This window comes from Massilia glaciei (assembly GCF_003011895.2).
Lineage (GTDB): Bacteria > Pseudomonadota > Gammaproteobacteria > Burkholderiales > Burkholderiaceae_D > Telluria_A > Telluria_A glaciei.
Map to the genome: position 1 here is coordinate 1 of NZ_PXWF02000342.1, position 23490 is coordinate 23490.

Here is a 23490-nt window from a genome sequence, read left to right on the forward strand (position 1 = left end):
TCTCTCTCTCTCTCTCTCTCTCTCTCTCTCTCTCTCTCTCTCTCTCTCTCTCTCTCTCTCTCTCTCTCTCTCTCTCTCTCTCTCTCTCTCTCTCTCTCTATCTCTATCTTCGTCATCCCCGCGAAAGCGGGGACCCATACTGCGCGGGCATAGACACGAAGTTTGAATTTTCAGGCCCGCGAACTTCGGGGCTGAATATATTGACGCCGCATATCTGCATACTCAGTATGGGTTCCCGCCTTCGCGGGAATGACGTGGGGGGGGCGGGAACGACTGGGGATTGCACGTACGCGAGCAGGGAAGTGCGCACGACCAGAGGAGTGCGCACACGACCTAGAATAACGACTATTTGAGGTTGTAGAACGCGCTGCGCCCCGGATAGCTTGCGACGTCGCCCAAATCTTCCTCGATGCGCAGCAGCTGGTTGTACTTGGCCATGCGGTCCGAGCGCGACAACGATCCCGTCTTGATCTGCAGGGCGTTGGTCCCAACGGCGATATCGGCAATCGTCGAATCCTCGGTCTCGCCCGAACGGTGCGAGATCACCGCCGTGTAACCGGCGCGCTTGGCCATCTCGATGGCGGCGAAGGTCTCGGTCAAGGTGCCGATCTGGTTGATCTTGATGAGGATCGAATTTGCGATGCCCTTGTCGATGCCCTCTTTCAGGATCTTGGTGTTGGTGACATACAAATCGTCGCCGACCAGCTGCACCCGCTTGCCCAGGGCCTCGGTCAACACCGCCCAGCCGTCCCAGTCGTTCTCGGCCATCGCGTCCTCGATCGAGATGATCGGGTATTTGTCGCACCAGCCGGCCAGCATCGCCGTGAACTCGGTCGCCGTCAACGACTTGCCCTCGCCCTCCAGCACATACTTGCCGTCCTTGTAAAACTCGCTCGCGGCGCAATCGAGGCCGAGGCAGATCTGGGTGCCCGGCTCGTAGCCTGCCTGCTCGATCGCCTGCATGATCAGCTTGATGGCCTCTTCGTGGTTGGCGACCGACGGCGCGAAACCGCCCTCGTCGCCAACCGAGGTGGTCAGACCCTTGTCGTGCAAGATCTTTTTAAGCGTGTGGAACACCTCGGCGCCGTAGCGGATCGCCTCCTTGAACGAGGGCGCGCCAACCGGAATGATCATGAACTCCTGGATGTCGAGATTGTTGTCGGCGTGCGCGCCGCCGTTGATCACGTTCATCATCGGCACCGGCATCTGCATCGCGCCGGAACCGCCGAAGTAGCGGTACAAAGGCAAACCGGCCTCCTCGGCGGCGGCCTTTGCCACGGCCATCGACACTGCCAGCATCGCGTTCGCACCCAAGCGGCTCTTGTTCTCGGTGCCGTCAAGGTCGATCAGGGTGCGGTCGAGGAAAGCCTGCTCGTTCGCCTCGAGGCCCATGATGGCTTCGGCGATTTCGGTGTTGATATTGGCGCAGGCTTGCAGCACGCCCTTGCCGAAATAGCGGTTTTTATCGCCGTCGCGCAGTTCGATCGCCTCGCGCGACCCGGTCGACGCGCCCGACGGCACCGCCGCGCGGCCCATCACGCCCGATTCGAGCAGCACGTCGCATTCCACGGTCGGATTGCCGCGCGAATCAATGATCTCACGGCCGATAACGTCAACAATCGCACTCATTTGTTCTCCAGTTTAGATTAATTCATACGAAAAATACGCGTCACGCATGCTGCTGCCTGTCTGCGCGTGGCAGCCTGCGGCGGGCGCGCATTCAATTGGTTCATCGAGGTTCAGGCGCAAAGACCCGATAAAGCTGCGCGCCTCGAGCGCGGCCTTCGCCTCGTTTGTAAAACCCGACTCCCTATCCGTCTTGTTCATGTTCACTCCTCGCCGATTTTCATGATTTTGAGTGCGTTGGTGCCGCCCACGGCGCCCATCGGCTCGCCCCAGGTCAGCACCGCGGTGTCGCCCTTGGCGGCGATGCCATGCTTGATCAACAGGCCCTCGACCGCGCTGAGCACCGCCTCGCGGTCGCGCGAATGGGGCAGCTCGAGCGCCGTCACGTTGCGGTACAGCGCCAGCTTGCGCTGGGTCGCCAGGCTCGGCGTGATCGCCACGATCGGGATGTTGATGTTGTTGCGGCTCATCCACAAGGCGGTCGAGCCCGATTCGGTCAGCGCCGCGATCGCCTTCACGCGCAGGTGGTGCGCCGTGAACAGCGCGCCATACGCGATCGACTGGTCGATGCGCGTGAAGCGCGTGTTGACGAGGTCGACGTCGAGCTGGCAGATGTCCCATTTCTCGGCGTCGAGGCAGATCGCGGCCATCGCCTCGACCGTCTCGATCGGGTACCGCCCCGAGGCCGTCTCGGCCGAGGTCATGACGGCGTCGGTGCCGTCGAGCACCGCGTTGGCCACGTCCGAGACCTCGGCGCGCGTGGGCACCGCGTTGAAGATCATCGACTCCATCATCTGGGTCGCGGTGATGGCCAGCTTGTTGGAGGCGCGCGCCATTTTGATCATGCGTTTTTGCAGCGCCGGCACCGCCGCGTTGCCGACCTCGACCGCCAAATCGCCGCGCGCGACCATGATGCCGTCGGAGGCGTCCAAAATCTCCTGCAGCGCCGGAATCGCCTCGGCGCGCTCGATCTTGGCGATCATGAACGGCTTGTGCTCGTACTGCTCGCCGGCGATGTTGGCCAGCTGGCGCGCCATGACCATGTCGGTCGCGTTTTTCGGGAACGACACGGCCACATAATCGGCCTGGAAACTCATGGCCGTCTTGATGTCCTCCATGTCCTTGGCCGTGAGCGCCTTGGCCGACAAGCCGCCGCCCTGGCGGTTGATGCCCTTGTTGTTCGACAGCTCGCCGCCGATGCGCACCGTGGTGTGGATGGCCGAGCCCGAGATGCGGTCGACCACGAGCACGATCAGGCCGTCGTTGAGCAGCAGCACGTCGTGCGCCTTGAGGTCGCGCGGCAAGTCCTTGTAGTCGAGGCCGACGCGCTCCTGGTTGCCCAGCTCGCAGGCGGCGTCGAGGATGAAGCGCGCGCCCGTCTCGAGCTGAATCTTGCCCTCCTCGAACTTGCCGACGCGGATCTTCGGCCCCTGCAGGTCGGCCATGATGGCCACTTCGCGCCCGCAGCGGCTGGCCGCCTCGCGCACCATCCGGGCGCGCTCGACATGGTCCTGCGCCTTGCCGTGGGAAAAGTTGAGGCGGACCACGTTGACGCCGGCCTCGAACATGCGCACCAGCGTGTCGAGGTCGTTCGATGCGGGGCCGATGGTGGCGACGATTTTGGTGGCGCGGCGGATACTCGTTACGGACATGACAGGTGCCTCTTTTGTTCTGGTGGATGTTGGTCGGACGGCAAAGACTAACCGCTGTTTCTAAGTCCCGCGGCGATGCCGTTGATGGACAGGTGGATTCCCGCCCTGGTCGCCTCGTCGCGCTGGCCTTCGCGGAAGCGCGCGAGCAATTCGACCTGGACGTGGTTGAGGGGATCGATGTAGGGGAAGCGGTTGCGGATCGAGCGCTGCATGAGCGGGTTCGATTGCTGCAACTCGGTCTGGCCGGTGATCTGTTTGAGCGCGGCGATGGTGCGCGCGTGCTCGGCGCGGATGCGCCCGAACACCGCTTCGCGCAGCGCCACGTCGCTGACCAGGCCCGCGTAGCGCCCGGCGATGGCGATGTCGCTCTTGGCCAGCACCATGTCCATATTCGAGAGCAAGGTCTTGAAGAACGGCCAGTCGCGGTGCATCTGGCGCAGCAACTCGAGGCCCTCGCTCGGCGCCCGCTCCAAAAAGCGCTCGACGGCCGAGCCGAAACCGAACCAGCCCGGCAGCATCAGGCGGCATTGCGCCCAGCTCAGCACCCACGGGATGGCGCGCAGGTCCTCGATCGCGGTCGATTTCTTGCGCGAGGCGGGGCGGCTGCCGATGTTGAGCGCGGCGATCTCCGAGATCACGGTCGACTCCCAGAAATATTTTTCGAAACCATCGGTCTCGTAGACCAGCGAGCGGTAGGCGCGCAGCGCCTCGGCCGACAGCATCTCCATCGCGTCGAGCTGGGCCGCGCTGGGCTCGGCCTGGCGGTGGCCGAGCAGGGTCGCCTCCATGGTCGCCGCGACCAGCACCTCGAGGTTGCGCCGGCCCACTTCGGGATTGGCGTACTTGGCCGTGATCACCTCGCCCTGCTCCGTCAGGCGGATCCGTCCCTGCACCGCGCCGGGCGGCTGGGCCAGGATCGCCTCGTAGCTGGGGCCGCCGCCGCGGCCGACCGAGCCGCCGCGGCCGTGGAACAACTGCAGCTTGACGCCATGCTCGCCGAACACGGACACGAGCGCGATTTCAGCCTTGTAGAGTTCCCAGCCGGACGTCAGGAAGCCACCGTCCTTGTTGCTGTCCGAATAACCGAGCATGACCTCCTGCACGTCGCGGCGCGATTGCAGCAGGGCGCGGTACAGCGGCAGGCCGAACGCGGCGCGCATGATGGCCGGGCCGTTGCGCAAGTCGTCGATGGTCTCGAACAGCGGGATGATGTTGACGTCCATGACGGGCGTCGGCGCGATGCGCAGCAATCCGGCGACCTTGAGCAACAGCGCCACCTCGAGCAGGTCCGAGACGCTGTCGGCCTTCGAGATGATGCAGTTGGTCACCGCCTCGCGGCCGTATTTGTCGTGCGCCTCCTTGACGGCGTCGAAAATGGCGAGCTCGTCTTGCGTCTCGTCGGAGTAGACCTCGAACGGCGACTTGAGCGCGCGCGGACAGGCCAGCTCGCCGAGCAGCACGCCGCAGCGCTGCGCCTCGTCGAGCTCGCCGTACACGAGCCCCGGGCTGGCAAAGGCCAGCAGTTCGCCGACCACCCGCTCGTGCACATCGGCATTCTGGCGCAGGTCGACCGGCGCCAGGCTGAAACCGAACACCTTGACCGCCGTGCGCACCTGGCGCAGGCGGCCGCGCGCGAGCGCCTTGGCGCCGTTTCCGACCAGCGAGGCGTGCACGATGTCGAGGTCGGCCAGCAGCGCGGCCGCGTTGGCATACGGAGCCTGCCCCGGCGCGCCGGCGCCGGCCAGATGGCGCTTGGTCGCCTCGACCCGGGAAAGGATGCCGTACAGCGCGCGCCGGTAGGGTTCGTCGATGCGGTGCGGCGACAGGTCTTGCGAACGCTCGGCCAGCTCGCGCAACTGCTCGGAACAGGCGCAATGGGTTTGCGCCAGCGACAGTTGCGACGCCAGCTTGTGCAGTTCGCTGATATGGAATTCGAGCGCCTCGGCCGACTGCCGCTGCAGGGTCTGGCGCAGGATGGCCGCCGTCACGAACGGGTTGCCGTCGCGGTCGCCGCCGATCCAGCTGCCGACCTTCATGAAGGTGGGCAGTTCGACATCGCGCCACTGGTCGTCGTGTTTGGCCAGCATGTCCTCGAGCGCGCAGTAAAGTTGCGGCAATCCGGCGAGCACGGTGTGGTCAAAGAACGACAAACCGTTCTCCACCTCGTCCATCACGGACAGCTTGGAGGTGCGCAACAGGCGCGTCTGCCAGAGGGTGACGATGCCGCGCCCGAGCGCCTCGGCGTTCTGGTCCCGTTCCTCGGGCGTCATGGCCACGCGGTCGCGCTCGCCCAGCAGGCGCGCGATCGCCATCTGGCAATTCAGGATGCTCTTGCGCTGCACCTCGGTCGGGTGGGCCGTGAACACCGGGTTGATGCAGGCGTCCTCGAAAAACCCCGCGAGGTCGTCGCCCTGCCCGGCCTGGAACACGCTCCCGACGGCGCACGCGAGGCTGCCCGCCTTGGGCGCCGAGCCGGCGATCAGGTGGGCGCGGGTGCGGCGGATGTGGTGCTGGTCCTCGGCGATGTTGGCCAGCAGCGAGAAATAGCTGAACGCGCGGATCAGCTGGTTGGCGTCCCCGGACGACATGGAGCGCAGGGAATCGTCGAGCAGCTGGCGCGCCTCGCGGTCCTCGTCGCGGTGGAAACGGATGGCGATCTGGCGGATGTTCTCGATGCGGTTGAAGGCCTCGTCGCCGTGCTGGGCGCGGATGGTGTCGCCGAGCAGACGGCCGAGCTCGCGGATGTCCTTGCCCAACAACTCGTCTTTGAAACTGTCTGCCGCCTGCATTGTGCCCATGGTCTCCGCTTTGCCGAATGTATTTACGTATTAAAAAAACAGCTTTTCGGAATATGTAGTGACTTTACACGCTCCGCAAGGCGCTATCTATGCTTTTTCCCTTTGGGAAATATGAAGATGCGTATAGCACCGTGTAGGAAGCCACAAAAATATCCAGAATTAACGAAACTTTACTACATAATTTGATCCATAGCACCCTATTTTTCCTCCATATTGGCGCGCACTCGCTGTTATGATGGTGTGGCAGCAACAGTGCCATCTTAACGACAACACTCGGAATATGATGAAACCCTTCAGCATCAAAATGCGGATTGTCGCGCTGACCATCGGACTTCTGCTGACCTTGGTCTTCTTCCGCCTTATTGTTGCGCTGCCGATGATGCAATCCGAACTGCACACCCTGGTGTCGGCCCAGCAATTTTCGATCGCCAGCTATATCGCGCGCGACATCGACCACAGCATCAACGCCAGGCGCGCCCTGCTGTCGGGACTGGCCGGGCGGCTGCCGACCGAGTTGCTGGCCGATCCGGTGGCGATGGCGAACTGGCTCAAATTGCAGCACCAGGTCAATCCCCTGTTTTCGCGCGGACTGTCCGTCATCCGCGCCGACGGCACCGGCGTGATCGCCGACTACCCGGCAAAGAACGGGCGCGACCGGATCGATTTCGCCGGCACCGAATGGTTCAGGACGGTGCTGCAGGGACAGGCGTTCATCATCGGCAAGCCGCAGCGCGAGCGCGTCAACGGCACCCCGACCATGATCATGGCCGCCTCGGTGCGCGACGGCCAGAACAAGATAATCGCCGTGCTCGCCGGCATGACCAATCTCGACGCGCCCGGCTTCCTCGACGGCCTGCAACAGACCAAGCTCGGCGGCTCCGGCGACTTCCTGCTCGTCGCGCCCGACGACAATGTGTTCATCGGCGCCGGCGATCCGTCGCTGGTGCTCAAGCGCACGCCGATCTCGGAGGCCTACTCGCGCTATGTCCGCACGCGCACCCGGCCGGGCGACATCACCATCGCCCCCGACGGCACCGAGGAGTTGTCGACCGTCGCCAGCGTGCCCAGCATGGGCTGGGTGGTGGTGGCGCGCCTGCCCACGCAGGAGGCCTACGCGCCGATCGAGGCCTTGCGCAATGTCATGTTGGTCGGCAGCCTGGTCGTCCTGCTGTTCTTGCTGGGCGTGTTCCACCTCATGCTGCCGCGCGTGATGCGCCCGTTGACCACGGTCGCGCGCTCGATGCGCTCCATGGCCGACGGCAGCACCGCGCTGGCGCCGCTCGAGGTTCAGACCAACGACGAGGTCGGGGACCTGGTGCAGGGATTCAACCACCTGGTCGCCTGCCTGGCCGAGAAGGAGACGGCGCTCGAGGCGAGTGAGGCGCGCATGGCCTTCTTGGCGCACCACGACACCCTGACCGGCCTGTACAACCGCGGCATGCTCGAGGACCATCTTCAGCGCGCGCTCGCGCGCGCCGAGCGGCACGGCCTGCAACTGGCGATACTGTTCTGCGACCTCGACGGCTTCAAGCCCGTCAACGACAACTTCGGCCATGACGTCGGCGACGCCGTGCTGGTCGAGGTGGCCACGCGCCTGTCGCGCGGGCGCCGGCGCACCGACACGGTGGCGCGCCAGGGCGGCGACGAATTCGTCCTCCTGCTCGACGACCTCGAGGACGGCCATGTCGACGCCGAACGGCTCGCGCGCCAATGCCTCGACGCGCTGGCGCAAGCCTACGAGGTGGTCGGCCACCGACTCGCCCTGAGCGCCTCGATCGGGGTGGCCGTCTACCACGGCAGCGGCGACGCGGTGAGCGCCACGCAGATGATGGCGCGCGCCGACAGCGCCATGTACCGGGCCAAGCGCGCCGGCAAAAACAAGATTTGTTTCAACGACGAAATGACACCGCGCCCGAACGAGCAACCAGCCAACGCCGCCGCGCCGCACGGCAGCACGCCGGCGCGCGCGCATAAGCAATGAATAAGCAATGAATAAGCAATAAACGCGACCGCTGGTAGCGGCGGGTGATACATCCCCCGATTTGGTCGTCCATGCATTGGACCGCGCTAAGATATCGCTTCGGTCAGTCGCACTGACGCCGCACGGAGTGTCCCACGATGTCTTTTTTTTGGTTCTGCGTCTTCCTGTTCTGCGCCTACCTTCTGTATGGACGCTTATCCAAACGCAGCAACGAGCGCATCGAAACGCTCGAGCGCCAGTTGGCGGCATTGCAAGCCAAGGTCGACGCCTTGCTCGGGAATCGGTTCGATCCGCGCGAGGCGCCAGCCCGGCCGGCCCCTCCCGGAGCGGATTTTTCCGCTTCGCCGGAGACGGCGGCGGCGCGCCCGCCCAGCCCACGCGCGGCAACGGCCCGGCCGGCCATGGCCGACTTGGCCAGCGCCACGCCACCTGAGAGCGCGCCAGAGGCGGCACGGGCGGGCGGTGCGGCGGCCGAAGCCGCGCTTGCCGCCGCCGAAGCATTGCCCGCCGCGCCTGCATCCGCCTTGCCCGCATCCGCCGACGCCATGCCCGCCATCCCTGCGGCCATCGAATCCGCGCCGCCGCGCCGCCGCCCTGCCGCCCCGTCAAAAGCATTGCCTGCCCCACAGCCGGCCTGGCTCACCGCCATCATGACGTGGATGTTCAGCGGCAATCTGGTCGCCAAGATCGGCTTGCTGATCCTGTTCATCGGCGTCAGCTTTTTGCTCAAGTACGCCGCCCAACGCGTCACCGTCCCGATCGAGTTGCGCCTGACCGGCATCGTGCTGGCCGACATCGCGCTGCTGCTGTGGGGCTGGCGCATCCGCCTGAGCCGGCGCGCGATCGGCCTGCCCGTGCAGGGCGCCGCGCTCGGCATCCTCATGCTCGTGACCTTCGGCGCGTTCCGCCTGTACGGCCTGATTCCGGCCGGGTCCACGTTCGGCCTGCTGTTCGTGCTGACCGCCTTCACCTGCGTGCTCGCGGTGCTGCAAAACGCGCTCTGGCTGGCCGTGTTCGGCATCGCCGGCGGCTTTGTCTCGCCGATATTGACCACGACCGGCGGCGGCAGCCACATCGCGCTGTTATCGTATTACGCGCTGCTCAACACCGGCATCCTCGCGATCGCCCTGCGGCGCACCTGGAACAGCCTGAACCTGCTCGGCTTCGCCTTCACTTTCGTGATCGGCACCGCCTGGGGCGTGCTCAGGTATTCACCCGACGCGCATTACCTGTCGACCCAATTGTTCCTGATCCTGTTCATCCTGTTCTACGTGGCCATCGCGGTCATCTACGCGGTGCGCCAATCGATCGACCTGAAGCACTATGTGAACGCCACCATCGTGTTCGGCACGCCGCTGCTCGCGTTCGCCCTGCAGCTCGGGCTGATGCGCGGCAAGGAGTTCGGCAACGCGTTCTCGGCGCTCGGCTTCGGCGTGTTCTACACGGCGCTCGCGCTCGCCATGTGGCGCCGCCGCGGCCCGCAACTGGGCATGCTCGTCGAAAGTTTCCTCGCGCTGGGCGTGGTGTTCGGCACGCTCGCGCTGCCGTTCGCCCTCGACGGCCGCTGGACCTCGGCCGCGTGGGCGCTCGAAGGCGCCGGCGTGGTCTGGATCGGCCTGCGCCAGCGCCAGAAACTGACCTGGATGTTCGGCCTGCTGGTGCAGTCCGGCGCGTGGATCTCGTTCATCGGCGCCATCAGCGGGCTCGACGGGCAAGCGGCGCGCGATTCGAGCCTGTGGCTCGGTTTCATATTGCTCGCCGTCACCGCCTTCCTCATGGCGACCCGTTTCCGCAGCCACAGCGACGACGGGGGCGCGGCCAAGTACGCCGGCCTGGCCGCGCTGTTCCTCGGCTTTGCCGCGTTCTGGCTCATGGGCGGCGCCTGGACCGAGATCTTCCTGCGCCTTTCCGGCGTCACCCAGGCCAGCTTGCTGGTCGCCAGCGGCTTGGGCACGGCCGCGCTGCTGGCCTTCATCGCCGCGCGCATGCGCTGGCATCTCGCCGGATCGTTCGCCCTGGTCGCCCAGGCCGTGGCCGGCGCGACCCTGCTGGTGCTCGCCGCGGCGCAGTGGAACTGGACCGAGGCCGCGCCGAACATGTTCGACAAGCCGCTGCTGGGTGCCCTGATGATCGCCATCGGCGCGCTCGTGTCGAGCTGGAGACTGGGCCGCACGCCGGACACCGCCACCAGCCACAGCGCCACCGCCCTCGCCTTGCTGGTCTGGGGCGCGTTCTGGTGGTTCGGCCCGGTCTTGAACGCCGTCTCGGGCGCCCTCGCCTTGGCCGCGCATGAGGTTTCCACGATTGGCGCGCTGCCCGAATGGGTGCCCATGTACCAGCTGTGCGTGGCCGCCTCGGCGCTCGGGTTTGTCGCTCTGGCACGCCGGCTCGGCTGGCCCGCCTTGCATTGGCTGGGCATGAGCGCGCCGGTCGCGCTGGTGTGGGCCACCGTCGGCGGGCTGTGGCACTTGTATGCGCGTGAGGAGATGCCGATCGGCATCGCCTGGATCGCGTTTGCCGCGCTGTGGCTGGCCAACGAATACCTGATGCGTTTCTTCCCGCGCAACGGCCTCAACATCGCCGAAAAGTGGCTCAAGCTGCTGCACTTCACGCGCACCACCGCCCCCTGGCTGATGCTGTGGAAGGTCGGCGAGATCGCCATCACGCGCTCGATCCATGGCAACGACGCCGACCGGGCGATGCTGTCCGAGGCCGGCTGGAACGTGGCCGCGAGCTGGGCCAATTTTGTGCCCGCCTGGGCCATGATGCTGATCGTCATCTGGGTGGCGCGCCAGAGCCGCAATGAGCAGTGGCCAACGGTGCCGCTGTCGCGCTGGTACCGGCGCGCGATGATCCCGGCGGCAGCGATGTGGTCGCTTGCCCTCGCCGCCTTGTTCAACATCAGCCAGGATGGCACGATGCAACCGCTGCCCTACCTGCCGCTGCTCAACCCGCTCGACCTGAGCACCGGCTTCGCGCTGCTGCTGGGGGCGGTTTGCCATCGCACATTGCGCGTGGACACGGACGGCATCACCTCCGGCGCCGCCGCTTTCACCCAGGCGATGCCGTTTGTGGGCGGGGTGCTGGCCTACGTGTGGTTCAATCTTGTGCTGCTGCGCTCGGCCGCGCACTACCTTCCGCTGCCTTACCGCTACGACGACTTGTTCGGCTCGCAATTTGTGCAGGCGATGCTGTCGCTGGTGTGGAGCGTCACGGCGCTGGTCCTGATGCGGCGCGCCGCCACAAAAATGCTGCGCCGCGACTGGTTCATCGGCGCAAGCTTGCTCGGCCTGGTGGTCGGCAAGTTGTTCCTGGTCGACTTGTCGAATGTCGGCAGCGTGGCGCGCATCGTCTCGTTCGTCGGGGTCGGCCTACTGATGGTGTTGATCGGCTATCTGGCGCCGTATCCGACCCAAGGCGAACAAAACGCATCAAAGGAATACGCATGAAACGCAGTTACGCAACATTGGCATCGGCGCTGTGCTGGCTGCCGGCCGCGCTGGCGGCGGCGCCCGGCGACACGCCGGCCGACTACACGCACAGCATCCCGCTGACGGTCAGCGGCAAGAATGCGGTGGTCCAATTGCGCCTGCCGCAGGCGGTGTACCTGAACGCGCGCACGGCCGGGTTGAGCGACCTGCGCGTGTTCGACGCGCGCAGCGCGAGCATGCCGATCGCCCTGCTGCGGCCGCCGCCGCAATCACACACCAGCCGGCGCGACATCGCCGTCAAGATATTTCCGGTGATGGGCGCCGGGGCGCGCGGCGGCGACGTCGTCGGCGACCTCGACATACGCACCGCGCCCGACGGCTCCCTGACCTCGGTGAGCACCCGCGTGCGCTCCGGCGGCAATGCGGGAACCGAAAAATTGACCGCGCTGGTGCTCGACCTGCGCGAGGGAAACGACGGCGGCCGGGCGGCGCTCATCGACGCGCTCAAACTGTCGCCGCCGCCATCGACGCGCAGCTACACGGCGCGCGTGGCGCTCGAAGTCAGCGACGACCTCAAGCGCTGGGACACAGTCGGCTACAGCGACCTGAGCTGGCTGGTCAACAGCGGCTCGGACACCCTTTCCAACGACCGCATCAGCTTCACCCCGCGCGCTTTCCGCTACGCCCGGCTGACGTGGCCGCAGGGACAGCCGCTGCAATTTGAACGCATTATTGCCGAGTCGCCCGCGCAGACCGAGCTCGCCCAGCCGGTCGAGCAGCTCACCTTGCAAGCCAAACCGGGACGCGTGCCGGGCGACCTGGTCTACGCATCGGCCGTGGCGATCCCGGTCGAACGGCTCGGCCTGCAATTTGGCGACCAGAACATCGTGATGCCGGCCACGCTGGGGCGCTACGCCGAGGTGCCGGCCCCGACCGGCATCCAGAAGATGGAATGGCAATTCAGGCCGCTGCTGCGCGCGACTTTCTTCCAGATCAACCAAGGGGGCCAGCGCCGCACCTCGGGCGATATTACGGTCGACCAAGTGCACGCGGCGAATTGGGTGCTGCGCTCACCGGCGGCGGCCGATGTCAAGCCGCAACTGCGGGTGAGCTGGACCCCATCAACACTCGTGCTGCTTGCGGGCGGGACCGGCCCGTACGCGCTCGCCTTTGGGCGCGCCGATGCCAAGTCCGCCCTGCGCGACCTTGCCCAAGTGGCACCGGGCTTCTCGGCGTCCGAGGTTTACGCGGTGGAACAGGCGCTTGCCGGCCCGCTAAAATTGAACATCGGAAACAACACGGCGACCGAGGCGACAAGCGGCGCGTTCCTGGCTGGCAGCTCGGCCCGTACCCGCATGTGGGCCCTGTGGGGCGCCCTGCTGCTCGGCGTGGCCGTGCTGGGGTTTATGGCGTGGCGCCTGGTGCGGCAGATGAAGGACGAGCAAAAATGATAGCTCTATTCATTCCTGCATAGACTTGGCCGATTCCATGCATAAATGAATAGCCCCTACGCGGCAGGCGGGCTCGCCGCGCCGGCCTCGCCCAGCGCGATCTGCCAGTAACCGACATCGATCCAGCGATCGAATTTGAATCCCACACCCTTGAAATGGGCCGCCTTCTGGTAGCCCATTTTTTCGTGCAGGGCGATGCTCGCCTCGTTCGGCAAGGCGATGCCGCCGATGGCGAGGCGATAGCCGCCTTCGGCCAAACGCGCCAGCAACGTGCGGTACAGATGGGCGCCCATGCCCTGCCCGGCCTTGCCGTGCATGAGGTAGACCGACGTTTCGACCGAAAAGCGGTAGGCGTGGCGCACCCGCCAGGGCGTTGCATAGGCGTAGCCGACGATCACGCCATTGGTCTCCCACACGATCCACGGCAATCCCTTTTCTTGCACCCCGGCCACGCGCTGCGCCATGTCGTCGTCGGCCACGGCTTGCTCCTCGAACGAGATCGGCGTTTGCAGGACGTAATGGTTGTAGATGGCGGCGATGGCGGCGGCGTCGCCGCCGGTGGCGTTACGAATGCTCAAGATTGGCCTCCCGATGGTTGCTGGGAAAAGTTTATCATTTGTACGATTTTCCGTGGCGCTTGCGGGCCGCCGCATTCTGGGCCTGGAGCATCGCGTCGACGCGCTCGGACGCCTGCCGGGCGAGCTCCTGCGCCAATTCGACACTCGGGAAGAATTCGGGCTCGCGGTAGGCGATCCACGCATAGGCCGAATACATGCGGCAAAGATCCTCGACCTCCTGCATGTTTTGCGAGAAATGGTCGCCGTAGTGCGGCGCCTCGAGCTTGCAGACCTTCTTCTTGGCCAGCAACTGGGCCCAGCGCTCCCACGCGCGCTGGAGCGACGGCACCCGCGTCGACACCGGCACCAGCGACAGCATGAACTTCTCGGCGACCGAGAGCGGCAGGGTGTCGAGCCAGAGCGCGCGCTCGGACTGCTCCTCGGTAATGCGCGGATAGAAAAATCCGTCCGGCACGTCGATGTTGTGCGTGAAACGCTTGAGCAGCTTGCCCAGCGACTGCTCGCCGGTGACGGCGGCGATCCGGTGCAGGTGCTCGACCGACGGCGCGACCGCGAAGCCGGTCGCGCCGATCGGCAGGATTTTCTCCTTCAGCAGCGAGCGCATCACATCGTGGGTGTTGTCGTCGTAGCCGGCCACCAGGCCTTCCTCGTGCACGCCGAAGCGCCCCGCCCTGCCGGCGATCTGGCGCGCCAGCACGGCCGATATTTCCTCCTCCTCGACACCGTTGTACTTGACCGTGGTGGTCATCACGATGCGCGCGATCGGCATGTTCAAGCCCATGGCGAGCGCGTCGGTGGCGACCACGATATCGGCCGCGCCATCGCGAAAGCGCGCCGCCTGGGCCCGCCTGACCTCGGGCGCGAGGTTGCCATAGACGGTCGCGACCGACAGGCCGAGCTCGGTGATCATGTCGCGCCACATGAGCACCTCGCGCCGCGAGAACGCGATCACGGCGTCGCCGCGGCGCAGATTGCGCAGCTTGCGCACGGCGGTCGGCTCCATCGACAGCGGCCCCATGCGCTTGAGCAGGTGCACCTCGAGCTGGCAATCGAGGCGCTCGGCCAGCGCCTCGATCGCGCGCCGCGCCTCGGGCGCGCCGACCAGGTAGACCACGCTGGCGGGCGCGCCGCAGACGGCCGCGGTCCAGGCGGCGCCGCGGTCGCGGTCGGCCAGCATCTGGATTTCGTCGATCACGGCCACTTCGACCCGGGTGCGGGTGTCGAGCATCTCGACCGTGCTGGCGACGTGGGTGGCGTTGTCGGCGAGGCGGCGCTCCTCGCCGGTCACGAGGCTGACCGCGAGCGGCTTGCCGTGCGGACGCGCCTGTTGCAGGCGCTCGTAATTTTCGAGCGCCAGCAGGCGCAGCGGCGCCAGGTACACGCCCGACTGCGCCTTGGCCAGCGCCTCGATCGCGCGGTGGGTCTTGCCCGAGTTGGTGGGGCCGAGCAAGGCGATGAAGCGGCGCGGCATCCGTTTGGCGACCTCGAACGAATCGGGATACTCGGCCAGGTTGATGCTCTGCTTGGTGCGCGCGGCGTGGCGCTCCTCCTGCTCGCGCTCGAAGGCGTGGAGCAGGCGCTGCTGGATCCGGTCGAACACGTGCGCGGCCGGTTCCGAGGTCTCGGTCTCGGCCAGCGCGCTCAGGAAGACCATGGCGTCGCTGCCGGTTTCCTCGCATTGGCTGGCGATGTCGGCGACGAAATCGCGCACGCCGCGCTGCAACTCGTCGCGCACGGCCGCGTTGACGCGCTCCTGAACCAGCTTCAGTTTGGCCTCTTGGTCGAGCTTGCGCCACTTGCTGGGCTTGGCCAGCACGCCCTGCGCGGGCACCAGCGCGTAGGGCACGCGCAAGCCTTCCTCCTCGACCACGCCGGACAGGCGCACGAAGACCCTGCCCTCCATCTTGACCAGGCGCGCGCCGAACGCGTCGAGATGCTGTTGGCCGAGGAAGGTGTCGTCGTCGCCGTCGCCGCCGAGGGGGATGGATGTTGCCGATGCTGGGGGATTGCTCATGTATGGCCGTGGGTCGATATGGTATTGGCCACAACTATATCGTGCCGGACGCGCAAGCGCAGGCGCGCTTCACCCGGAACGCATCATGCCTTCACACTACTGTCTTAAAATTACTGCATCAACTTTATAAATACCGTTTCTGGCGGTCCAGCGCGGCACCGATGAGAACTCTGGCTCGCGGCACCGGCCAGCCCAAGGAGACATACAATGAAAATCATGACCGGCAACGATGGATTCAACGCCCAACCAGTGTCCAAGCAACTAATGATCGTCATGTTCGTGGTCGCGGCAATATTGCTGGTGCCGCTGGTGGCGATGCAATTCACAAGCGAAGTGAATTGGGACATCTTCGATTTCGCCGTCATGGGCATACTGCTGCTCGGTACGGGGACAGCGTTTGTGGTCGGCGCGAGGATGTTTACGGCGACCAAGGCCCGCGTCATTCTCGGCATTGTCCTCGGTCTGACGCTCTTCCTCGTTTGGGCAGAACTGGCCGTGGGCGTGTTCGGGACCCCGTTCGCCGGCTCGTAACAGCGGGCCAAAAGCCTACGCGCCCATCAGCCCCTGGCCGCAGACCCGGATGGTGTCGCCGCTGATGCCGGCCACCGCCGGCGTGCTGAGAAACGCAATGAGTTCGGCCACATCGCGCGGGCGTCCGCCCTGCTTCACCGAATTGAGGCGGCGGCCGACCTCGCGGGTCACGAACGGCATGTCGTCGGTCATCGCCGTTTCGATAAAGCCTGGCGCGACCGCGTTGATGCAGATGCCGCGCGGCGCCAATAACGGCGCCTGCGCGGCCACATAGCCGATAAGGGCGGCCTTGGAGGCGGCGTAGTTGGTTTGTCCAAAATTGCCGGCCACCCCGCTGACCGACGAGAGGCAGACGATGCGCCCTTCGTTTCTGAGCACGCCATTTGCCAGGAACGCTTCATCGATGGCGATGACCGCCGCCAGATTGACGTTGATGACCATGTCCCAGAAGTGGTCCTGCATATTGGCCAGCGTGCGGTCGCGCGTGATGCCGGCGTTGTGCACCACGATATCGAGCCCCCCGAAACGCTCGACGAAGAATTTCGCGAGCCGCTCCGGGGAATCCGCGGCGGAGATATCCATCATCAGGGGAATGGCCGCAATGCGGCCACAGGCCTGGTGCAGATCGTCGGCCGCGCTTGGCATGTCGAGCGCGACGACGGTGGCGCCCTCCTGCGCCAGCCTCTCCGCCGTGGCCATTCCGATTCCCCTGGCCGCGCCGGTGACAAGCGCCACCTTACCGGCGAGCGCGTTCTTGAATGGCGTCGATGCCGCAGCCACAACGCGCGCTTTCACATGGCAAACCTGACCGGTGACGTAGGTCGCCTGCATGCCGCAAAAAAAGCGCAGCGGAACGTCCAGCCGGTCCAGCGCATCGCGATCGACATAGGCCAGGTTCACCGTAATTCCCTTGGCGCCGACTTCTTTGGCCAAGGAACGGACGAAGCCCTCCACGCCGCGCGCAACAGCGGCGGCGGCTGGCGTTTCGGCCATCGCGGGGTCGCATGCGGTAAGCAGCACCCGCCCGTTCCTGGCGATGCGCCGCACGATCGGGTGAAACGCATCGTACAACGCGCGCAAGTGCGCCGGGCTTGCACAACCGGTGGCGTCCATCGCGACGATATCGAGGGGCGGCCCGCCTTCCGGCGGCGCTTGTTCGATCGGCGTCACCCCGGCGTCCACCAAACTGCGAAAAAGCGCATCGGCCGCATAACCATCGACGGAACGCGCCAGCAGCGCGGTTTTCCCTTCAAACGGATGCGCGAGATAGGCGCCCCGCTCGCGCGCCAGCTCCACCGGATTGGGCAGGCCGAGCGCCTTGGTGATGGCGGAGGTCGCCGGATTGCGGTTCAACTTCATTAACAGGTCGCTCATGCTGCCATCACTTTTCCAAAATGGCGGTGACGCCCTGGCCGCCGGCGGCGCAAATCGAAATCAGGCCGCGCCCGCCGCCGGCTTCGTCGATGATTTTTGCGAGCGTGGCGACAATGCGCGCCCCCGTCGCCGCAAACGGATGTCCGGTGGCTATCGAACTTCCCTTCACATTGAGCTTGGCGCGGTCGATGCTGCCAAGCGGGGCGTCGAGCCCGAGTTTGTCCTTGCAAAAGGCCGGCGATTCCCAAGCCGCCATCGTGCATAAAACGACGGCCGCAAACGCTTCGTGGATTTCGTAAAAATCAAAGTCCTGCAATGCGAGCTTGCGCTTGGCTAACATGCGCGGGACGGCATAAGCGCCGGCCATGAGCAAGCCCTCGCGCTCGTCGACAAAGTCTACTGCGGCAACCTCACCCGCAGTCAGGTAGGCAAGTATCGGCAGCCCCTGCTTCTTGGCCCACTCCTCCGAGGCGAGCAACACCGCGGAGGCGCCATCGGTGAAGGTCGACGCGTTGGCCGCGGTGATGGTGCCGGTGCCGCGCTCGAACGCCGGTTTCAATCTGGCCATGCCTTCGGCGCTCGCATCGGGCCGCAGGTTGTTGTCGCGCGTCAGGCCGTGATACGGCATCACCAGGTCCTCGAAAAAGCCTGCTTCGTAGGCCTTTGCCAGGTTCAGGTGGCTCGCCAGCGCAATCTCGTCCTGGGCGAACCGGGTGATGCCGAAACGATGCGCCGTGATCTGGGCATGCTCGCCCATGCTTTTGCCGGTGCGCGGCTCGCCCCTGGCCGGCAGTTCGGGCATCAGGTGAGAGGGGTTCAACAAAGATAGCCCGGCGCGCAGTTTGTCGGAGCGGGTGCGCGCCGCGTTCACCGCCATCAGGCCGCGCTGCATGCCGCGGCTGGCGGCGATGGGCGCGTCCGATGTCGTGTCGGTGCCGCAGGCGATGCCGACCTCGATTTGCCCCAGCGCGATTTTGTTCGCCACCAGGATGGCCGCTTCGAGACCGGTGCCACAGGCTTGCTGCACGTCGTAGGCCGGGGTGTTGGGGTGCAAGCCACTGCTGAGCACCGATTCGCGCACCAGGTTCCAGTCGCGCGAATGCTTCATGACCGCGCCGCCGACGACCTCGCCGAGCAGCAGGCCCTGCAGATTGTATTTCTGCACCAGCCCGCGCAGGGTGTCGGTCAGCATCGTCATGTTGCTGAGTTCGAAATAGGCGGTGTTGGAACGCGCAAAAGGAATCCGATTGGCGCCAACGACCGCGACGCGGCGCGTTTCTCCGTTATTCATTCGTCCTGCCTCCCCAAGTTTGTTGCAAGTAGGATAGCACCAACCCGCACCTACCCGGGGAGCGCCACGTTACCGTTCCAGCATCATCGTCCGTGGGCAGTGATCGCTCGTGTCGATCAATTGTCCGGGATGCTCGAACACGGGCGTTTTGACCGAGGTCGGCGGCTTTTTCTGCTGCGCCAGCAACGCATCGCTGATGACGATATGGTCGAGTCCGGTGAACCCCTTGCAGGCCGAATCGGCCTCTCTCAACGGCACTTGGTGGAGCACGGGCGAACCGTCCGAAATTTCCTGCCACAGGTATTTGGTCTGGACATAGCCGCTGGCATCGGCCACGTTCTCGGACGACGGCAAGGTGTGGTCGGCGCGCACCTCCGATGCGGGCACGGCGGCCTGCGCCTCTTCGTCGATGCGGCGATTAAAGTCGCCCATCAGCACGAAATTGGGGCTGGTGCGCGCGACGCTTTCGATCCAGCGCTCCAGAACCGGCACCTGGCGGTTGAAGACGCGGCAGGCCGGATCCGGGTCGTCCAGGGTGCGCGCGGCCCAGTTGCCGCGCTTGAGCAAATTGGCGCAACTGGCTTTGAGGTGCACGTTCATGAACGTGATCGCCTTCCCGTTCACCAGCAGTTCGAGCGCAACGCCCGGCCGCACCGCATGCGAGGCGGCATTGGCCGGATCCTCCTTGACGGCGAGCTCCTGGTTCGTCACGCACTTGCCGGGCTTGCCCGTCAGGCTGCGCTTCCAGGCGAAGCCGACCGTCTGGAATTCCGGGTGCGGCGCGGCGCAGGTTTCAAAACGGTCCGCGTACTTGCCCAGCATGTTTTTGATGACCTCCTCCGAGCGGATTTCCTGGAACGCGAACACGCCGACGTTTTGCGTCTCGATGAGCTTGGTGATCGTCTCGCGCATCGCGTCGAGCTTCTGCTCGTAGTCGGCCGGGGTTGCCGCGCGTGCCTTTTTGGGCGACGTGTAGGCCGAGCATGGCGCGACCAGGGCGCCGGGCTGGAGCCGCTCGATGGCCAGCTTAGTGTCGGCTTCGCATTTCTGCGCCGCCTTGAGCACCTCGGGCGTGGCGTCGCGCCATGCCCGGTTGCGGCACCACGAAACCGCAGAACATACCTCGTGGTGCAGTTTATTGTCGGCGGTCGTTCCCGCCCACGCGCCGTTGAACGACGTGACGCCGTACTCGCCGGCGTTGTGGGCATAGCAGGCTTGCGTCAAGCCGAGGGTTAAGAGAAGCGCTGCTGTCAGTTTCATTGGCAATCCATTGTGTAAGTACGTTTTCGTCCTGACCGCCCGGCCATCGCCCGGCGGTTTATGCATAAGCACAACTCTACCGCATATGCGCCGTTGTTAGCCAATGTCAGTTGTAAGTGAATTGCTCATGGCGACCAGTTGCGCCGCGCTGTGGCGCAGACAAAGGCAGGCAGCAAGTAGTGCCGTGCGCAAAAGAGAAAGCCGCCCCGGGGCGGCTTTCTGCATTGGTCAAACCCGCACCCGCGCTTGGCGCCAGGGCACCTGGCACCTACCGCCTTGTCTGCATCTGCTGCTGCGCCGACAAGCTCAATTTGCTCAGATCGTCCTTGCCGAGGAATGGCAGTTGCTGCAACAGGCTCAACAAGGCCGAGCTGTCCCCCGCCACGTCGAGTTCGGACGACTGCACGAGCACCGTGCCGGCGCCGGTGAAGTCGACCTGCTTCTCCTCGCCCGACAAGGTGAACCCGGTGACCGCGCCGACGGCCGAAATAAAGCCTTTGACGTGTTCGTAATCGTAGCGGTACGACGGGCTCGGGCAGTCGGCCCAGCCCAGCACGGCCTGCTCGTCCACGCGGCACGGCAACTCGAGGAAATGCACCGGCCCGTTGGACGAGCAGATCACCTTGCCGGTGCCGATCATCGTCAAAAAGCCCGGCAGCGTCGACTCCTGGCAGATCACGTCTTTGGAGAACGCGAGCAGGTTCTTGGCGCGGATCGTCATGTTGGCCGCGTCGAGGTCGTAGCAGGCGATGTCGTTGCCGTTGTCGCCCAGAATGAGCTGGCCGCGGCCTTGCACCACCACGAAATTGTGGATGTACTTGGGCGCGTTGAAGGCGTGCCGCGCGAGCATGTCGACCACGCTCGAGCCCATCGCCTCGAAACTGAGGCCGCCGTAAAAGGCGATCATCTTGCCCTTGCGAATGAGCATCTGGTCGCTGACCTCGATGACATAGGCAAAGCGGTTCAGGTTGTCGTTCTTGGGCAGGGTGTCCTGGTTATAGAATGTCATGGCTTACCTCTCGCTCGCTTGAATGTAGACCGTGCCCTGGCCCGAAAATTTAACCTGATACGATTCGCCCGACGCCTGGCCGACGAAGGTCTTCCAGTTCAGATCGGTGACGATCGACGAACTGAGCTGGCCGGTGTGGCCGATGTACGCCTGCGGATCGACGAACACGGGCACCTCGTTGGTGACCGGCAAACCGATCGCATTCCCATCCGACAAAATCGCGACCTCGCCCGTGCCCTGCAGCGTGGTCGTGAACAATCCCTGGCCGGTGGCGGCGCCGCGCACGAGGCCCGACACGCCGCCCTGGTTCCCGAGAAACATGGTGCCGGGGGTCAGGCGCGCATCGAAGGCGAGCACATTGTCGCTCTCTACATACAAGGTCTCGCCGCGCACGGGGACGATCGTGACGAACAAGCCGCCCTGCGCGTAATACACGCTGCCGGTTCCCTTGGCCGACATCAGCGCGTAGCCCTCGTTGGTGACGGCGCGCTCGGCCAGGCCCTGCACGCCCTGCCCGCCCAAGAAGGAGCGGCTGAAGGCGACGTTGCCCTGGTACGAAATCATCGCGCCTTTTTTGGCGAAGATTTCCTCGTTGTTGAGTTTTACCTCAATCATTTTTTCATTGATTTGCTGGTACGCCGGCATGGCATTCTCCACTCGTGATTCGATTAATCGGCGACTTGATCGGCAACGCGCTTAGCGTTCGGCCGGCTGGATGTAGACGACGCCCTTGCCGCTGAATTTGTGCTGGTAAGATTCACCCGAGGTCTGTCCCACCATCGTGCGCCAGTTCACGTCGAACACGAATTCCTGGGTGATGTCGCCCTTGAAGCCGATGAAGGCGTCGGGGTCGACGCGCAGCGGATTGGCCGGCGTCACTTCGAGCTTGATCAGATTGCCACGCGAAATCACGGCCAGATTGCCCGTGCCCTCCACCGTGGTGCTGAACAAGCCCTGGCCCGAAGTCGCGCCGCGCAGGCCCGAAAAACTAGTGCCGGTCTTGAGCGAGGTGTCGTAGGCGAGCAGGCTGCTGCTTTCGATGACGAGCTTCTCGCCCGTCAAAGGGATCATCGTGATCTCGGCCGCGTCCTGGGCGAAAAACACGGTGCCGGTGCCGGATGCCTGCATCAGTTGCATGCCCTCGTTGGTCACCTTGCGCTTGAGGGCGCCAAAAATGCCCTCGCCGCCGAGGATCGATTTTTCAAACTTGACGCTGCCGGTATAGGCGACCATCGATCCGGCGATCGCGAGCACGGTCTCCTTCTGTAGCGTCACTTCCAACAGACGATCGGTATTGTTGCGGAAACTGGTCACGGCTTACTCCTAGGTCAGAAACGCTGCGCGGAAACTGCCATTCTGGTGCCCTCGCACAAGCAAGTCAATACGGCAATCCTGCCAGCTGAACAATTACGTTCATCACGAGGCGAATCGGCGGCCGCGCGGCCCATTTCAGTGCGGCCGGGAAGCACTGTCCTGCGCCTTGTTTTGGTGGGGAATCGAAGCCGCATTTACCTTGGCCGCAACGCAGTCGGTTCCGCGCTCAGGCTTGATCGGATCGTCAGTGGCGCGTAGCCCAAGTCGGAGATAATTAAGTCGGCGGGATAGCAAAACGGTCATGCAGCAGCCTGCAAAGCTGCGTAAGTTGGTTCAATTCCAACTCCCGCCTCCAATTTTCTTATGCTGCACCTGGGCTAAATTCACGGCCGTTTTTTAGTCCCTTCGGCGTACGCGTTTTCGTTCTCCACGCGCTCCCTGGCAGCGGCCGAATAGGCCGCGCTTTCACTCTCGATGCGCAACTTCGCAACCGTCAAATGCGCCGCGACCAGCTCCCTGTAAAGCTCGTCGGCGCGGGCATATGGCGGCCCCCCTTTCGACATACTGATCGCGCGCTCGAACAGCGCAATCGACTGCGCATAATTGCCCAGCGCCTGATGGGCCGATCCGAGCGCGTGCATGCTCGCGACGATCCGCGGATCGCTTGGCGAATTTTTCCTCGCGATTTCCATCGCCGCCTTCTCGACCCGGATCACGCCATCGTAATCGCCCCTCGCAAACATCGACGTCGACCTGCTGCGCAAATCGATCCAACGCTGATTTTGTCCGGCGGCGTCGGCGGCGTACAAATCCACCGTCGAGTTTTCGGTCTCGTCCGCGAATTTTTTTTCCGGCTGTGGCTTGGAGCCCTTCCTGATGACGGTTATCTTGCTTGCGGTTTCGATCGGTGGGATATCGGAAAACGTCACCTTGCCGTCCGGACCGACGGATTTGTACATGCGCTGGGCGGATACACCGGACGTGAACGTCAGGGCTGCTACGAAGAACAAAAGGAGGTGGCGGCTCACGGTGGGCTCTCAAGAATTAGCGTTGCGGGTAAGGAAAAACAAGGGGACGGCGCACGCGCCAGCGGACCCGATATCCGGAAAAGATTGTAGCCCCAAAGTTCGATAACAGCAATTTGAGCGGGGGAGCCACCAGGGCGATTGCATGAAGGATT

At 64.7% G+C, this 23490-nt stretch carries 18 protein-coding genes and 1 tRNA gene; 5 read left to right on the plus strand and 14 right to left on the minus strand.

Annotated features, from left to right (window positions below; translation table 11 throughout):
• Window positions 1–345 precede the first annotated feature (345 nt).
• From eno to ppc, 4 genes are all read right to left on the minus strand, one after another.
• Window positions 346–1629 (minus strand): phosphopyruvate hydratase, encoded by a 1284-nt coding sequence (gene eno / locus C7C56_RS27175; RefSeq protein WP_106760459.1) that lies wholly within the window; start codon window positions 1627–1629, stop codon window positions 346–348.
• Between the two features lie 12 nt (window positions 1630–1641).
• The gene (locus tag C7C56_RS27180) at window positions 1642–1827 is read right to left on the minus strand and encodes a hypothetical protein (protein WP_106760460.1); all 186 of its coding nucleotides are present in this window, start codon (window positions 1825–1827) and stop codon (window positions 1642–1644) included.
• A 2-nt stretch (window positions 1828–1829) separates the two neighbouring features.
• Window positions 1830–3263 carry a pyruvate kinase gene (pyk, locus tag C7C56_RS27185; protein WP_106760473.1) on the minus strand — a complete coding sequence of 478 codons (1434 nt, stop codon included), beginning with the start codon at window positions 3261–3263 and terminating at the stop codon, window positions 1830–1832.
• A 62-nt stretch (window positions 3264–3325) separates the two neighbouring features.
• Window positions 3326–6076, minus strand: coding sequence for a phosphoenolpyruvate carboxylase (gene ppc, locus C7C56_RS27190; RefSeq protein ID WP_229459035.1), 2751 nt, complete (start codon window positions 6074–6076; stop codon window positions 3326–3328).
• A 280-nt stretch (window positions 6077–6356) separates the two neighbouring features.
• On the opposite strand from ppc, the gene C7C56_RS27195 reads away from it, so the two are divergent.
• Window positions 6357–8057 (plus strand): diguanylate cyclase domain-containing protein, encoded by a 1701-nt coding sequence (locus tag C7C56_RS27195; RefSeq protein ID WP_181373391.1) that lies wholly within the window; start codon window positions 6357–6359, stop codon window positions 8055–8057.
• Between the two features lie 175 nt (window positions 8058–8232).
• Here C7C56_RS27195 and C7C56_RS30240 read toward each other — a convergent pair whose 3' ends face one another.
• A complete protein-coding gene (locus C7C56_RS30240) occupies window positions 8233–8730 on the minus strand; it encodes a hypothetical protein (RefSeq protein WP_229459036.1) in 498 nt (165 codons plus the stop codon).
• Between C7C56_RS30240 and C7C56_RS27200 the strand changes: the two genes are divergently transcribed.
• On the plus strand, window positions 8708–11506 hold the full coding sequence (locus C7C56_RS27200) for a DUF2339 domain-containing protein (RefSeq protein WP_229459037.1): 2799 nt from the start codon (window positions 8708–8710) through the stop codon (window positions 11504–11506). The genes C7C56_RS30240 and C7C56_RS27200 overlap by 23 nt on opposite strands.
• On the plus strand, window positions 11503–12939 hold the full coding sequence (locus tag C7C56_RS27205; RefSeq protein WP_106760462.1) for a DUF3999 family protein: 1437 nt from the start codon (window positions 11503–11505) through the stop codon (window positions 12937–12939). The genes C7C56_RS27200 and C7C56_RS27205 overlap by 4 nt, the downstream gene beginning before the upstream one ends.
• A gap of 56 nt (window positions 12940–12995) precedes the next feature.
• Here C7C56_RS27205 and C7C56_RS27210 read toward each other — a convergent pair whose 3' ends face one another.
• A complete protein-coding gene (locus C7C56_RS27210; protein ID WP_370660251.1) occupies window positions 12996–13517 on the minus strand; it encodes an arsinothricin resistance N-acetyltransferase ArsN1 family B in 522 nt (173 codons plus the stop codon).
• Window positions 13518–13551: 34 nt separating this feature from the next.
• Window positions 13552–15531, minus strand: coding sequence for a helicase-related protein (locus C7C56_RS27215; protein ID WP_106760464.1), 1980 nt, complete (start codon window positions 15529–15531; stop codon window positions 13552–13554).
• Between the two features lie 207 nt (window positions 15532–15738).
• On the opposite strand from C7C56_RS27215, the gene C7C56_RS27220 reads away from it, so the two are divergent.
• Window positions 15739–16062 carry a hypothetical protein gene (locus tag C7C56_RS27220; protein ID WP_219933241.1) on the plus strand — a complete coding sequence of 108 codons (324 nt, stop codon included), beginning with the start codon at window positions 15739–15741 and terminating at the stop codon, window positions 16060–16062.
• 15 nt (window positions 16063–16077) lie between these two features.
• Here C7C56_RS27220 and C7C56_RS27225 read toward each other — a convergent pair whose 3' ends face one another.
• The 6 genes from C7C56_RS27225 to C7C56_RS27250 all read right to left on the minus strand — a co-directional run bounded on the left by C7C56_RS27225 (window position 16078) and on the right by C7C56_RS27250 (window position 22310).
• Window positions 16078–17436: a 3-oxoacyl-ACP reductase gene (locus C7C56_RS27225; protein ID WP_106760466.1), complete on the minus strand. Its 1359-nt coding sequence runs from the start codon at window positions 17434–17436 to the stop codon at window positions 16078–16080.
• Between the two features lie 7 nt (window positions 17437–17443).
• Window positions 17444–18727 carry an acetyl-CoA C-acetyltransferase gene (locus C7C56_RS27230; protein WP_106760467.1) on the minus strand — a complete coding sequence of 428 codons (1284 nt, stop codon included), beginning with the start codon at window positions 18725–18727 and terminating at the stop codon, window positions 17444–17446.
• Window positions 18728–18796: 69 nt separating this feature from the next.
• Window positions 18797–19987, minus strand: coding sequence for an exonuclease/endonuclease/phosphatase family protein (locus C7C56_RS27235; RefSeq protein WP_181373392.1), 1191 nt, complete (start codon window positions 19985–19987; stop codon window positions 18797–18799).
• Between the two features lie 268 nt (window positions 19988–20255).
• Window positions 20256–20996 (minus strand): AIM24 family protein, encoded by a 741-nt coding sequence (locus C7C56_RS27240; protein ID WP_106760469.1) that lies wholly within the window; start codon window positions 20994–20996, stop codon window positions 20256–20258.
• Window positions 20997–20999: 3 nt separating this feature from the next.
• Window positions 21000–21611, minus strand: coding sequence for an AIM24 family protein (locus tag C7C56_RS27245; protein ID WP_229459038.1), 612 nt, complete (start codon window positions 21609–21611; stop codon window positions 21000–21002).
• A gap of 81 nt (window positions 21612–21692) precedes the next feature.
• Window positions 21693–22310, minus strand: a complete 618-nt coding sequence (locus C7C56_RS27250; RefSeq protein ID WP_106760471.1) for an AIM24 family protein — start codon at window positions 22308–22310, stop codon at window positions 21693–21695.
• A 281-nt stretch (window positions 22311–22591) separates the two neighbouring features.
• On the opposite strand from C7C56_RS27250, the gene C7C56_RS27255 reads away from it, so the two are divergent.
• Window positions 22592–22665: transfer RNA gene (locus tag C7C56_RS27255), tRNA-Cys, on the plus strand.
• Between the two features lie 28 nt (window positions 22666–22693).
• Here C7C56_RS27255 and C7C56_RS27260 read toward each other — a convergent pair.
• Window positions 22694–23338, minus strand: coding sequence for a tetratricopeptide repeat protein (locus tag C7C56_RS27260; protein WP_106760472.1), 645 nt, complete (start codon window positions 23336–23338; stop codon window positions 22694–22696).
• Between the last annotated feature and the right edge of the window lie 152 nt (window positions 23339–23490).

Excerpts from the sequence above, each read along its gene's own strand:
- eno (WP_106760459.1), bottom strand. The coding sequence starts at position 1,629 with ATGAGTGCGATTGTTGACGTTATCGGCCGTGAGATCATTGATTCGCGC.
- C7C56_RS27180 (WP_106760460.1), bottom strand. The coding sequence starts at position 1,827 with ATGAACAAGACGGATAGGGAGTCGGGTTTTACAAACGAGGCGAAGGCC.
- ppc (WP_229459035.1), bottom strand. The coding sequence starts at position 6,076 with ATGGGCACAATGCAGGCGGCAGACAGTTTCAAAGACGAGTTGTTGGGC.
- C7C56_RS27195 (WP_181373391.1), top strand. The coding sequence starts at position 6,357 with ATGATGAAACCCTTCAGCATCAAAATGCGGATTGTCGCGCTGACCATC.
- C7C56_RS27200 (WP_229459037.1), top strand. The coding sequence starts at position 8,708 with ATGACGTGGATGTTCAGCGGCAATCTGGTCGCCAAGATCGGCTTGCTG.
- C7C56_RS27205 (WP_106760462.1), top strand. The coding sequence starts at position 11,503 with ATGAAACGCAGTTACGCAACATTGGCATCGGCGCTGTGCTGGCTGCCG.
- C7C56_RS27215 (WP_106760464.1), bottom strand. The coding sequence starts at position 15,531 with ATGAGCAATCCCCCAGCATCGGCAACATCCATCCCCCTCGGCGGCGAC.
- C7C56_RS27220 (WP_219933241.1), top strand. The coding sequence starts at position 15,739 with ATGAAAATCATGACCGGCAACGATGGATTCAACGCCCAACCAGTGTCC.
- C7C56_RS27225 (WP_106760466.1), bottom strand. The coding sequence starts at position 17,436 with ATGAGCGACCTGTTAATGAAGTTGAACCGCAATCCGGCGACCTCCGCC.
- C7C56_RS27230 (WP_106760467.1), bottom strand. The coding sequence starts at position 18,727 with ATGAATAACGGAGAAACGCGCCGCGTCGCGGTCGTTGGCGCCAATCGG.
- C7C56_RS27235 (WP_181373392.1), bottom strand. The coding sequence starts at position 19,987 with ATGAAACTGACAGCAGCGCTTCTCTTAACCCTCGGCTTGACGCAAGCC.
- C7C56_RS27240 (WP_106760469.1), bottom strand. The coding sequence starts at position 20,996 with ATGACATTCTATAACCAGGACACCCTGCCCAAGAACGACAACCTGAAC.
- C7C56_RS27245 (WP_229459038.1), bottom strand. The coding sequence starts at position 21,611 with ATGATTGAGGTAAAACTCAACAACGAGGAAATCTTCGCCAAAAAAGGC.